This is a genomic window from Nocardia sp. NPDC004654 (genome assembly GCF_040609595.1).
Taxonomy (GTDB): Bacteria; Actinomycetota; Actinomycetes; order Mycobacteriales; family Mycobacteriaceae; genus Nocardia.
This window is the reverse complement of sequence record NZ_JBEXKI010000010.1, coordinates 95857-109415: the sequence shown is the minus strand read 5'-3', so window position 1 is coordinate 109415 and position 13559 is coordinate 95857. Positions and strand designations below refer to the sequence as shown.

Below are 13559 nucleotides of genomic sequence, written 5' to 3'. Positions count from 1 at the left end.
GTGAGCCGCCCTCACAACTCCTGGCCGATGAGGGAATCCACCAGGTCGTTCAGCTCCGCGACCAGGTTCGCGGCGCCGCCGGAGTGGGCGAGGTTGCGCAGCTCGAGCGGGTCCTCCTGACGGTCGTAGAGCTCGTACTCGAACTCCGCGCGCGGTCCGGACAGGTTCTCCGGTGTGGAGTATCGGGCGAAGCTGTAGCGCGAGGTGATCGCCCCGCGCAGGCAGTAGCCGACGCCGGGCAGCAGACCGCCGCTGGACTTGGCGTCGGAGGTCAGCAGGAGGGCCTCGCGCACCGTTCGACCGGGGTCGGCCAGCAGCGGCGTCAGGTCACGGCCCGCGACCGGGCCGAGCGCCTGTGCGGAGGCTCCGGCCAGCGCGGCGAGGGTGGGCACCAAGTCCACGTGCGAGGTCAGGCCGGTGGCGGTCGTCCCGTGGGTGCCGGGGTTGCGCGGGTCGGCGATGACCAGCGGCACCCGGTTGTTCTCGCGGTAGATCATCGCCCCCTTCTGCCGAAGTCCGTGCGCGCCACCGAGTTCCCCGTGGTCGGCGACCCGGACCACGACCGTGTCGGCGGCCGCGCCGCTGTCGTCGAGAGCGCCGAGCACCCGGTCGATCAATTCGTCGGTGCGGCGCAACAATTCGAGGTACCAGTTGCCCCACTGCCGCCACTGCCGTTGGGCGAGCGGGGAGGCTGTTTCCTCCGGCATCACGCCGCCGACAATGGAATTCGCTGTGCGCCAAGCGGTTTGCACACGAGGTTTGGTCGACAGGTCGGATTCGAAGTTCGCCGGTACGTCCGCGCCGTAGTCGGGAACGTCTTCGAGCCGGTAGAAGCGCGGGCAGAACATCATGTCGTGCGGGTTGACCATGCTCACCACGCACAGCCACGGCTCGGGAGTGCCCGCGCGTCGCCGCAGCCAGTCCACCGCATGGTCGACGACCCCGGGATCCTCGTGCATTCCCTCGTTCGGCCCGCCGCCGGACAGGATGTCGATCGCCTCGTCGAACCCGTACCGCGACAGTGCCGTGAGCTCCGTGCCGACCGGATCGGACAGATGCCATTTGCCGATGTAGGCGGTGCGGTACCCGGCGTCGCGCAGAACCGTGCCGAGCGTGGGGATGGTCGTGTCGAGGTTCGGGCTGAACGCCTCCATCGCGCCGAGCAGCGCCCCCATCGGCTCGCTGCCGCGAACATTGTCGAGCATGCCGGTGACGGGCGCCTGCCGACCGGTGAAGAACGTCGACCGGGCGGGTGAGCACGGCGCGGTTGGGGTGTGGTGCATGGCGAAACGCACTCCCGTAGACGCTATTCGGGCACGTGCGGGCAGGGTGAATCCCGGCGGCAACGTGACGTCCGCGCGTTCCTGGTCGGTCATGACGACCAGGATGTTCGGGCGGTGCGACGAGGGCGCGGCCACCGCGCGCGGGACGGGCGCGGCCGCCAGCACGGGCGCCGCGGCCATCATGGCGAGCACCTCGCGGCGGCCGACCATCGTTCGTTCGGGCATGTGGGACACAACCTTTCGCCGACTGCACACGCAATTGACGATATCTTCACTTACGAACGAAAGGTCAGTCAAGCGCCCGGTGCAGCGGCGAGCCCTCCTAGGAGCAGCTGGGGGAGGTGGTCTGGGCGTTGGCGAGCATCTGGCAAGCCCATGCCTTCTGCAGTTTCCAGCGGCCGTTCTCGGCGACGAAGGGGATCACGGACTGGCCCTCGACGGGTGTGCCGTTGACGGACAACGTCGCTCGGGCCTGCATGGTCTCGCCGCCGGTGTACTCCACCTGCGTCACCGTCATGGTGACGCCGTTCTTCGTGGCCGCCTCGGTCACTCGGGCGATCAGATCCGGGTCGTTCTCCGCCCCCTGCACGAAGGTGAGCTTCTGGTCCGCCGGTGTGGCGGGATTCAAGGCGATGCCGAGTCCAGCGTTGAGTTCGGCCGGGCTCGGCAGCGGGACCGGTGGCTTGTCGCTCGCCTGCTGCGTCCTGCTGACGGAGGCGGGCTGGGCGGGGGAGTCGCCGCCCGAATCTCCACATCCAGCAACGACGATCGCCGCCGCGACGAGGAGAACGCGGGCGCGTGGGAATGGTTGCCTGCGCATGGTCGTTCCTTCCGGCCGTCAGTCGACGCCGACGGCCTTGATGATGTCCAGACGCGCCGCCCGGATCGCCGGTGGGACGGCGCCGAGCAAGCTCAGCGCGACCGCGCCGACCGCGAAGACCAATGCCGCCGCACTCGGCCGGTAGGCCACGTCGATGTTCATGATGTCCACGCTGAGCCGGTCGAAGAAGTACTGGCTCGCCATGCCGAACAACAGCCCGAGGCCGCCGCCGACGATCCCGACGCTCGCCGCCTCGGCCAGCACCATGCCGAGAGTGAGCCTGCGGCTCGAGCCCATCGCTCGCAGCACACCGAGCTCGCGGCGGCGTTCCAGGACCGACAGGGTCAGCGTGGTGAGCAGGGCGATCGCGGCGATGAGCGCGACGATCACCCACAGGGCGTTGCTCACCGCCATGCCCTGCCGGAGGGCGCTTTCGACGCCCGCGGTGGACTCCTCGCTGGAGTACACGTGCACCCGATCCGGCGTGACCGCGCGGATCGACTCGCGAAGCCGGTCGGCATCGGTCCCCGGGGCGCCCTCGACCTGCAAAACGGTCGCCCCCGGCCGGTCGAACCAGTCCCGCATCTGGGCCGAACCCATGCCGGCCGTGCCGGACAGGGTCGTGAAGTACGGCACGACGGCCAGCACTGCGGTGCGCTGTGTTCCGCCCGGCGTGCGCAGCGTGAGCTCGTCACCGACCTCGAGTTCGAGGGTGCGACTCAGATCCCTGGAGAGCACGACGCCGCGTCCGGCGACGATGTCGGCGCGGGTCCGCGGATCGAGGTCGTCGAACAGCGGGCTGGCCGCGTTCTCGCCGAGTCCGTGTAGCGCGATCTTGTGTTCGCCCAGCGTCGCGTACGCGACTTGCCCTTCGCTGACCCGCGCCACGCCCGGAAGTCCGGCGATCGTGGGGGCGAGGTCGTCCGGCAGCGTGGGGCCGGTGGGCAGCTGGTCGGGCGAGTGCGAAGCCACCCAGACGTCGACACCGCCCGCGGGTGTCACCGAATCGCGCACCGACCCGAGCAGATCCCCGTTCGAGCCGGTGATGGTCACGGTGACCGCGACCGCCATGAAGACCGTCATGAGGGTCGCCCAGACCCGCCGCGGCGCGCGCTCGAGCGTCGCCGCCGCCAGTTCGCCCGCGTGGCCGAGACGCCGTGCCACCGCGGTAGCGGCTCGGACCAGCTGCTCGGACAGCGCGAAGCACAGCGTGACGCTCGCGCCGAAGAACATCGACAGCGCGATCCCCGACCACAAGAACTCGCCGAGCCGCAGCACCGCGAGCCCGACCGCGATCGTCACCGACCCGATCGCGGAGACCGCCGCGCCCCACCGCAGCCAGGCCGGAATACGGTCCGCGGTGGACGCGCCGACCGGAGCGAGCGCCTCGACGGGCGACACCTTGTACACCTGCCGCGCGGCGACCGCCGAGGCGGCCACGCTGGTACCGGCCGCGGCGAGAACCGCGACCGGAATCGCGTACAGCGGAAGGATGTACACCGTCCGCGCCTCCACCGACTGCATGAGCGCCGCGGGCAGGGTGCCGACCGCCAGACGGCCGAGTACGGCTCCGAGCGCCGACCCGATCAGGCCGCCGATCGCGCCGACCAAAAACGCCTCGACGAGCAGATCGGCCACCAGCGTCCGCCCGCGTCCGCCTACGGCGCGCAGCATCGAGATGGTCGCCCGGCGTTGGGCGATCGCCATCGTCACCGTGGTGTAGATGAGGAACGCGGCCACGATGAACGCCAGCGCCGCCCCCATCAGCATCATGTACTGCAGTATCCGGATTCCGTTGCCCGCCTGCACCGCTCGCAGGCTCGGCGCGGCCACCACGGCGCGGCCGTCCACCGCGTCTTCGACCGCCGCGCGCACGGCGGCGCCGTCCGCTCCGGCGGCGGGAACGATCAGGACCGAATCGATGCGGTCGGCGTGGCCGGTCACCCGCTGGGCGACGGGCAGGGCCGCCAGCACGAAGCGGCCCTCGTTGAGACGCGCCGCCCTTCCGTCGCGCACCACACCGGCGACGGTGACCTCGGTACTGGCCAGCAGGAGTGAATCACCCACTGCCGCACCGACTCCGGTGCCGACGATGACACCGTTGGGAGTGGCGGCGAGGGCGTTCAGGTGCGTTTGCAGCGCCCGTTGCAGATCGCTTTCCAGCGCGGTGGCGCTCATATCGGTGCCGATCAGCAGCACGTCCCCCGCGGGGGTGGGAACGACGTCGCGCACCATCGGCACGGCGGTGCCGACACCCGGGACTCCGGCGACAGCGGCGTGCACCGCGGCGGGGAACCCGGTGTCGGTGATGCCGGACACCTCCAGGGTCGCGGAGCCGGCCAGGCCGCCGACGAGCCGATCGACCGATCCGGTCAGCGAACCGAAGATGCCGAAGACCGCGACGAGGAACGCCGCCGACACCGCCGTCACCGTCGCCGACGCGAGGGCGCGGCCGCGGTGGACGGCGAACTCGCGAAAGCCGAACATCCGCCACCGATCGACGACCGTCCTCATCGCGAACCCGCCGCGAGTTCGTCGGTGACGATGCGGCCGTCGGCCAAGCCGATGATCCGGTCGGTGGCGGCCGCCGCGTCCGGATTGTGGGTGACCATGGCCACCGCGCGATCCTCGGCGTGCGCGATGTCGGCGAGCAAGGCCAGGATGTCGGCGCCGGTCTTGGAGTCCAGATTGCCCGTCGGTTCGTCGGCCAGGATCAGCGGCGGATCCATCATCAGCGCCCGCGCCAGGGCCACCCGCTGCATCTGGCCGCCGGACAGTTCCGCGGGGCGGTGCTCGGCGCGGTCGCCGAGGCCGACGAGATCCAACAGCTCCAGTGCTCGGGTGCGGGCGGCGCGCAGCCGGGTGCCGTCCAGCAGTCTCGGTACGGCGACGTTCTCCCACGCGGACAGCGTCGGAAGCAGATTGAAGAACTGGAACACGAATCCCACGTGGTGACGCCGGAATCGGGACTGCCGGTCGTCGTCGAGGTGCGCGAGCTCCTCGTCGCGGAACCGAATGGAGCCCTCGTCCGGGCGATCCAGCGCGCCGAGCAGGTGCAGCAGGGTGCTCTTGCCAGCGCCGGACGGGCCGACGATCGAGACGAACTGTCCCGCTTCCATTTTCATGCTCACACCATCGAGTGCGCGCACGCTCTGGCTGCCGAGGTGATAGGTACGGACGACGTCGCTCAACGCGAGCACTCGCACCTCCCGGCCGCCGCGACAGCTTCCGGTGTCATCGGCCCGCCGATCCGGTCATCGCCTCGAGCTTGTGCATCGAGTCGGTGAGCAGTTGCCTGGCGTCCCGCTCGATCACCTGCCCGAGCTGGCCGTTCACCATCGGGCCCGCGAAATCGCCCGCGATGGTCAGGCTGCAGCCGCCGGGGATGCGCTGGATCCCGAAGCTGAACTCGCACGACACCCCGGCGGGGCTGCTTCCCGAGAACACCAGCTGCATAGGCGGTTTGAACGCGGTGATGGTCAGCTCCAGCCGGTGCGTCATGCCGAGCATGCGGATGCTCTGCACGAGTGTGGAGTTCACGGTCATGTGTTCGGGCGGGTCTTCCAAAAAGCCGTCGTGCATCATGAACCAATCGCCCCAGGTGCCGGTGTCGGCGATGATCGAGTAGATCTGCGTGGCGCTGACGTCCAGCTCTTGCGTTATCTCGAAGCCGGCCATTAACCCCTCCCAAAGGTATTTCGCCGAGCGTGCGGGGATACGAAGCCCCCCAATGTGACAGTACGCGCCGGTCTCCGTGACGCGTCGGGCATGCCCGGACTCGGCGCTTCACGGCGCGAATGAATCGAGGATTACATATGGGATCGCAGCGTGCTAGTGACTGGCGGTAACAGTAACGAGAAACTAATGGCATGAAGGCGTTATGGAATAGCGCGAAGCTATCGCCGAAAGCGTCGCCGGGATCCGTTGCGGGCGGCGAAAACTGGTGTTAGATTCGTCGCGACATCGGGGTCCGACGCGTGGACCGTCGATCTTGCCGACGCTGTGGGGGTACCCTTTCCGGCGCCGGACGTGGTGGGGAAAGATTTCCGGGATTCTTCTCTCGCATGGGGTCATGTTCATTCACTTGTGCCGATAGGGCATGGATTATCGATACGGGGGCGTTTATGACGCGCGATTCTTTTTCGGACGATTCTGTCGGCATCGTGGGAATGGCATGCAGGTTTCCTGGTGGAATCGATTCGCCAGAATCCTTGTGGCAGTTCCTGGTCGCGGGAAAGCACACCTCCAGCAAATTCCCCGGTGACCGGGCGATGACCGAGCTGGCGGACATGGCGTCGCCCGAGGTCGCCGCCGCGATGGCGCCGATGGGCGGATTCATCGACGAGCCGGGGCAATTCGATCCGGAGTTCTTCGGAATCAGCCCACGCGAGGCGAAGGCGATGGATCCGCAGCAGCGGATGGTCCTCGAAACCGCCTGGCAGGCAATCGAAGACGCGCGGATCGACGCCGATCGGTTGCGCGGCAGCGACACCGGCGTCTACATCGGCGCGATGGGCGGCGACTACGCCTACCTCATTCCAGGACAAAAGGATCTCGACCCGGGCTATGTGTCGCTCGGCGTCAGCCAAAGCGTGCTGTCGGGACGCGTTTCCTACATCCTCGGCCTGCAAGGCCCGACGATGAGCGTGGACACGGCCTGCTCGTCCTCGCTCGTCGCGATGCACCTGGCCGCGCGGGCGCTGAAGTCCGGCGAATGCTCTCTCGCGCTGGCCGGCGGCGTCTCGATCATGTCCACGCTCACCGGCTTCTACGCGCTCGGCCAGCACGGCGCCATCTCCAAGGAAGGCCGAAGCAGGCCCTATTCCGCCGACGCGGACGGATTCTGCATGTCCGAAGGCGTGGCAGTCCTTGTGCTGGAACGGCTTTCCGACGCGCGACGCAACGGTCACGAAGTGCTCGCCGTGCTGCGCGGCGGCGCGATCAACCAGGACGGAGCGACGAAGGGGCTCACCGTCCCGAGTACCGAGGCGCAGCGCAAACTGATCGGCGCGGCACTGGCCGACGCTGGTCTCGGGCCGGACGACATCGACATGGTCGAGGGGCACGGCACCGGTACGCCGGTGGGCGATCCGATCGAATTGGCCGCGCTGTTCGACACTTTCGGCCCGCGGCGCCCGGACGGCAAGCCGCTGCTGCTCGGCTCGATCAAAGGCAACTTCGGACACACCCAGGCCGCCGCGGGTGCGGCGGGTGTCATCAAGGTCGTCGAGTCCATGCGCCGCGCGGCTGTGCCGGGCACCGTCAATTTCGCCGAACCGACCTCGGCCGTCGACTGGTCGAGCGGCGCCATCGAGGTCCCGGTCGAGACCGTGGCCTGGCCGGAGCGTGACCGGCCGCGCCGGGCGGGCGTGTCGTCGTTCGGCATCGCGGGCACCAACGCCCACGTCATTCTCGAACAGGCCCCGCCCGCGCCCGCCGAACCGGCGCGACCCGCCGACGCGGCGTTGCCTACCGCCGTCTTGCCGGTCTCGGGCCGGACGCCGGAAGCCCTGGCCGCCCAGGCGGGCGCGCTCGCCCGCCATATCCAGGACCATCCCGAGTTCGGGCTGCACGACCTCGGTTACGCACTCGGCACGACCCGGACCGCGTTCGAGCATCGCGCGGTCGTGCTCGGCGCCAATCGCGTCGACGCGCTCGCCGGACTCGCCGCGGTGGCGGAAAGCCGACCGGTGGGCCCGATTCGTGGGCAGTCGCTGCCCGATCGCCGGGTGTGCTTCGTGTTTCCCGGTCAGGGCGCGCAGTACGCGGGAATGGGCGCGCGGCTGATGCGCGAGTCCCCGGTGTTCGCCGCCGAGATTCGCGCCTGCGAAGAAGCGTTCGCCGAGTTCGTCGACTGGTCGTTGACCGATGTGCTGAACGAGGTCGACGGCGCGCCGACGCTCGACCGTGTCGACGTGGTGCAGCCCGCGCTGTTCGCGACCATGGTGGCGCTGGCGGCGCTGTGGCGGTCGGTCGGCATCGAACCCGAAGCGGTACTGGGTCATTCGCAGGGCGAGGTGGCCGCGGCGTATGTGGCGGGCGCGCTCTCGCTCGCCGATGCCGCGCGGATCGTGACCATGCGCAGCAAGCCGTTGCGCGCGCTTCCCGGGTCCGGCGGCATGGCATCGATCAACGCACCGGCGGCGCGGGTGCGCGAGCTCATGAGCGGCGTCGAGGACATCCATATCGCGGCGATCAACTCGCCCGCCACCACGGTGATCGCCGGTGGGGCCGAGGCGGTCGCGCGAGTCGTCGCGGCGGCGGAGCGGGACGGTCTGCGCGCCAAGATCATTCCGGTCGACTACGCCGCGCACACCGATCACGTGGACCCGCTGCGCGAGCAGCTCGAGGCCGCCGTGCGCTCGGTCTCGCCGCGCTCGGCCCCGATCCGCTTCTTCTCGACCGTGACCGCCGACGAGCTGGACACCGCGAACCTGGGTCCGGAGTACTGGTTCCGCAATCTGCGCGAGCCCGTCCAATTCGACGAGGGACTGCAGGCTGCCTTCCAGTCCGGATACAACGCCTTCATCGAGATGAGCGTCAATCCGGTCCTCACCTCGGCCGTGCACGAGTCGCTCGATCATGTCGGGCCGTTCGCCGAGTCCTGCTTGATCGTCGGCTCGCTGAAGCGCGAGGACGCCGGCATGGAGCGCTTCCTCACCTCGGTCGCCGAAGCCCACGTCAAGGGTGTCTCGCCCGACTGGTCGCGGCTCTACCCGGCGGGCGCCGCGCGGTCGGTTCCCCTGCCCACCTACGCCTTTCAGCGTCAGAAGTACTGGCTGTCGAGCGTCGCGGGTTCCGGCGGCGGCAAGCCGAGCGGGCTGGGTCTGGCCGATGCCGGGCATCCCCTGCTGGGCGCGGTCGCCGAGAACCCCGGCGCCGACCGATTCCTGTTCAGCACCCGCCTTTCGCTGGCGACGCACGGCTGGCTGGCCGATCACGCGCTGCACGGCAACGTCCTCGTTCCCGGCGCGATGCTGCTCGAACTGGCCCTGCACGCGGGCGACAAGCTCGGCACCCCGCGGGTGGCGAAGCTGACCATGTACACGCCGGTGACGCTGCCCGCCGAAGGCGCGGTGCAGCTCCAGCTGACCGTCGGCGAGCTCGAGCGATCCGGACGCAGGAAGGTCGCGATCTACTCGCGGCCGGAGAACACCGACGAGGCGCCGGGGCAGGTCGAGTGGAGCCTGCACGCCGACGGCCAGCTCAGCGCGGCGGGCAAACCCGACGACACCGAGGCGCCCGGCCTGGAACTCTGGCCGCCGGTCGGCGCGCAGTCGGTGGTCGAGCCCGCGAACGCGTACCAGACCCTGGCCGCCCTCGGCTACCAGTACGGTCCGGTCTTCCAGGGCATGAAGGCGGTCTGGAAGCGGGGTGAAGACGTTTTCGCCGAAGTCGCGCTGCCCGAGCAGGTTCCGGACGCGGACAAGTACGGCCTGCATCCGGCGCTGTTGGACGCCGCGATGCAGTCCGTCGCCGCCTCCGCGGCGCTGCTGCCGTCCGAACCGGGCAGCCTGGCCCTGCCGTTCGCGTGGGAACGGGTGGAGCTGCGTGCCGTCGGCGCCCGCGCACTGCGCTGCAAACTGACACCGGCGGGCGCGGATCGGGTGCGGTGGGTGCTCGCCGACACGACCGGCAAGGTGGTCGCCGCGGGCACGCTGCAGGTTCGCTCGGTGTCCGTCGGCAAGCTCGCCACCCGCGGGCTGGCGGAACGGCAGGACTCGTTGTTCGGCGTCGAGTGGCTGGCCACTCCCGTGCAGCGTATGAACTTCGCCGCGGCCCAGGGTGAATGGGTGATCGTCGGAGAGCCTCCGCTCGGCATCTCGGGCGAGGCGGAACTTCCGTCGTATCCCGATCTCGACGCGTTGCGCGCGGACATGGCGGCGGGCGCCGCGGCGCCGAAGGTCGTGCTGCTGCCGCGCATGGCGGCGTCCGTGGGCGGTGAGCCGGGCGCGCACCTGAACCAGATGGTGCGCACCGAACTGGCGGCGGTGCTGAAACTGGTGCAGGAGTGGCTCGCCGACGAACGCTTCACCGAGACGAAACTGGTCGTCCTCGCGCGCGGCGTGCAGTCGGTCGGCGCCGCCGAGGACATCTCCGACATGGTCGGCGCGACCGTCTGGGCGCTGGTGCGCAGCGCCCAGTCCGAGTATCAGGACCGCATCGTGCAGATCGACGTGGACGAAGCCGGGATCTCACTCGGGCAGATCGCCGCGGCGCTGCACACCGACGAACCCGAGCTGGCCGTGCGCCGCGGCGACTTCTACGCCCGCCGGATCCGCTCGGGACTCGAATCCGCAGTGGCGCAGGGGACTCGGCTGGCCGGTCCGTGGCGGCTCGAGATCCCGGCTTCCGGCAATCTCGACGACATTGCGCTGTCCGAGTCGGCCGAACCCGACGGCTCCGCGCTCGCGCCGGGAACCGTCGTCGTCTCGGTCCGGGCGGCCGGGTTGTCCTTCCCGGTCGCGCTGACCGGCCTCGACGCACCCGCCGGACGGCCCGCTCGCCTGGTGCACGAAGCGGCGGGCGTGGTTGTCGCGACGGCGCCGGACGTCACCCGATTCGCGCCCGGCGCACGGGTTTTCGGCTTGTTCGGCGAGATCGCCGCGACAGCGGTCGTCGATCAGCGACTGCTCGCGCCGGTACCCGCCGCGTGGTCGTTCGCGCAGGCGGCCGCCGCGCCGGTCGGCTATGTGACGGCGCTGCACGCGTTGCGCGATGTCGCGGGCGCCCGCCGCGGGGAGAAGGTGCTCGTCCACGCGGCCACCGGCGGCGTCGGCATGGCCGCGCTGAACATCGCCGCGCATCTGGGCTTGGACAGCTACGCCACCGCGGCCGAGCCGAAGTGGGACGCGTTGCGGGGGATGGGCTTCGGCGACGACCGGATCGCGGACTCGCGATCCGACGGGTTCGCCGCGCGGTTCGCCGCCGCGGGCGGCTTCGACGTCGTACTCGATCTGCTGCCGGACACATTCACCGAGCATTCCCTCGGATTGCTCGGCGGTGCCGGCCGATTCGTCGAGATCGCCAGGGACGTCGTCCGCGATCCCGACGAGGTGCGCGCCGCGCACGGAACCGACTACGCCTCCTTCGAGCTGGGCGATCTGGCCGTGGACACGCTGGCCGGTCTGCTCGCCGAGCTCGCCGACCTGTTCGAGCGCGGCGACCTCGCGCCTTTGCCGCTGACCCGCTTCGACGTTCGCCATGCCGCGACCGCCGTCCGGTATCTCAGCGAGGCCGAGCACATCGGCAAGGTGGTGCTCACCTGGCCGAAGCCCTTCGATCCGGACGACACGGTGCTGATCACCGGTGGGACGGGGACCATCGGCGCCATCATCGCCCGCCACCTGGTCTCGGCGTATGGCGCAAGGCATCTGATCCTGACCAGCCGCAGCGGGGAGCAGGCCGAAGGGGTCGCCGAACTGGTCGCCGAGCTCGCCGAAGCGGGGGCCCGGGTCACCGTCGCACAATGCGACGCCGGTGATCGCGACGCCTTGCGGGCGGTGCTCGACGCCGTGCCCGCCAACCATCCCCTCGGCGCGGTGATCCATCTGGCGGCCGCACTCGCCGACGCGACCTTCGACGCGCTCACCGACGAGCACCTGGACAAGGTCCTGCGCGCCAAGGCCGGCGGCGCGTGGTACCTGCACGAGCTGACCGAAGGCGCGGACCTGTCGATGTTCGTGCTCTTCTCCTCGGCCGCGGGTACTTTCGGCAACGCCGGTCAAGCCAACTACGGTGCGGCCAACGTCTTCCTGGACACCCTGGCCCGGCACCGCTACCACCGCGGGCTGCCCGCCACGTCGATGGCGTGGGGCTGGTGGTCCGAGGACACCTCCAACACCGGCAAGCTCGACGAGAAGGATCGAGCCCGGCTGCGCAGGATGGGCGTGACCCCGATCCCGACCGGTCAGGCACTCGCACTGTTCGACGCCGCACTGCAGACTGGCAGGCCGAACGTGCTGCCGATCGGGATGGACCTGTCGCTGCTGCGGGTGGCCGCCTCGGTGGCCGAACTGCCACCGTTCTTCCGGGCGCTGCTGCACACGAGGCCGCGTGCCACCCAGCAGATGGGCGACGCGTCGCAGCTGGCCAAGCGGCTGTCGGGCCTGAGTCCGGCCGAGCAGCACGAGGTGGTGGTCGAGTTGCTCAAGACCCCGATCTCGATGGTGCTCGGCTACTCCTCACCCGACGCCGTACAGCCGGATCGCGAATTCACCGAGCTGGGCATCGACTCGCTCAGCTCCATCGAACTCGGCGCGCACCTGAGGGCGATGACCGGTGTGAAGCTGGCGAATTCGGTGATCTTCCAGTATCCGACGGTGAACCTGCTGGCCAGGCATGTGCTCGAACAGGTCACCCCGCAGGACGCGGAACTCAGCGACCCGATCGTCGCCGAGGTGGAGATGCTGCTCGATCGGCTGGCGGCGCTGCACGAGGACCGCGAGGTCCCCGAGGATCTGCTGCGCCGCCTCACCACCGCGGTCGGCCGGATCGGCGCCGTCAGTGGCGCGGTGCTGTGAACGCAGTACTCGCCGTCAGCGACCTGCACCTCGGTCATCCCGGCAACCGGGACCTGCTCGACCGCATCCGGCCCACCTCGCGCGGTGACTGGTTGATCGTGGCGGGCGACGTCGCGGAGAAGCCCGAAGCGCAGCGGCGGGCACTGTCCACGCTGCGCGAACGATTCGAGAAAGTCGTATGGGTCCCCGGCAATCACGACCTGTGGACCACCGCGCGCGATCCGGTCTCGCAGCGCGGCGAGGGACGATATCGGCGCCTCGTCGAGATCTGCCGGGAGATCGACGTGGTGACGCCGGAGGATCGGTATCCGGTATGGACCGGTCCCGGCGGACCAGCTGTGCTCGCGCCGATGTTCCTGCTGTACGACTACACCTTCCTGCCCCGAGGGACGCGGACCAAGGACGAAGGCCTGGCGCTGGCCGAGGCCCGGGGCACGGTGGCGACGGACGAGCAGCTGCTCGACCACGCGCCGCACGAGTCGCGGGAGCAGTGGTGCCGACGGCGCGTGGAGTACACACGTCGCCGGCTCGACGCCCTCGATCCCGCGGTGCCGCTGGTGCTGATCAACCACTTCCCGCTGATCCGCGGGCCGGTCGAGCGGCTGCTGCGTGCGGAGTTCGCGATGTGGTGCGGCACCGAGCTCACCGCTGAATGGCATCGCCGCTACAACGTGCGGTGCGTGGTGTACGGGCACCTGCACATCCGCAGGACCGACTACTTCGACGGGGTGCGGTTCGAGGAGGTCTCCGTCGGCTATCCGCGCGAATGGCGAACGCGTGGTCTGCCCGATCCGCTGTTGCGCCAGATCGTTCCGGAGCCCGCGGATCTCGCGCGTCCGGCCGGTCGTCTCGGTCGGCGCTCCGCCGATCGAGCCTTGCGGCTGGCGCGCTCGATGGCCCGCCGTACTTCGGTCGGCAAGTGAGGAGGCGACG

At 69.8% G+C, this 13559-nt stretch carries 7 protein-coding genes; 2 read left to right on the top strand and 5 right to left on the bottom strand.

Going from position 1 to position 13559, the window contains the following annotated elements:
• Positions 1–11 precede the first annotated feature (11 nt).
• The 5 genes from ABZV58_RS29975 to ABZV58_RS29955 form a co-directional block, all read right to left on the bottom strand.
• Entirely contained in the window at positions 12–1508 is a 1497-nt protein-coding gene (locus ABZV58_RS29975) for a sulfatase-like hydrolase/transferase (RefSeq protein ID WP_355003542.1), read from the bottom strand.
• Positions 1509–1605: 97 nt separating this feature from the next.
• A complete protein-coding gene (locus tag ABZV58_RS29970; protein WP_355003541.1) occupies positions 1606–2103 on the bottom strand; it encodes a hypothetical protein in 498 nt (165 codons plus the stop codon).
• Between the two features lie 18 nt (positions 2104–2121).
• Positions 2122–4617, bottom strand: a complete 2496-nt coding sequence (locus ABZV58_RS29965; protein ID WP_355003540.1) for an FtsX-like permease family protein — start codon at positions 4615–4617, stop codon at positions 2122–2124.
• Positions 4614–5303 carry an ABC transporter ATP-binding protein gene (locus tag ABZV58_RS29960; RefSeq protein ID WP_355003539.1) on the bottom strand — a complete coding sequence of 230 codons (690 nt, stop codon included), beginning with the start codon at positions 5301–5303 and terminating at the stop codon, positions 4614–4616. Before ABZV58_RS29960 ends, ABZV58_RS29965 begins: the two co-directional genes overlap by 4 nt.
• Positions 5304–5337: 34 nt before the next feature.
• Complete coding sequence (locus ABZV58_RS29955) at positions 5338–5781, bottom strand: SRPBCC family protein (protein WP_355003538.1); 444 nt, start codon at positions 5779–5781, stop codon at positions 5338–5340.
• 386 nt (positions 5782–6167) lie between these two features.
• Here ABZV58_RS29955 and ABZV58_RS29950 point away from each other — a divergent pair, with 386 nt between their 5' ends.
• On the top strand, positions 6168–12626 hold the full coding sequence (locus ABZV58_RS29950) for an SDR family NAD(P)-dependent oxidoreductase (protein WP_355003537.1): 6459 nt from the start codon (positions 6168–6170) through the stop codon (positions 12624–12626).
• Positions 12623–13549 carry a metallophosphoesterase gene (locus tag ABZV58_RS29945; protein WP_355003536.1) on the top strand — a complete coding sequence of 309 codons (927 nt, stop codon included), beginning with the start codon at positions 12623–12625 and terminating at the stop codon, positions 13547–13549. Before ABZV58_RS29950 ends, ABZV58_RS29945 begins: the two co-directional genes overlap by 4 nt.
• Positions 13550–13559: the final 10 nt, after the last annotated feature.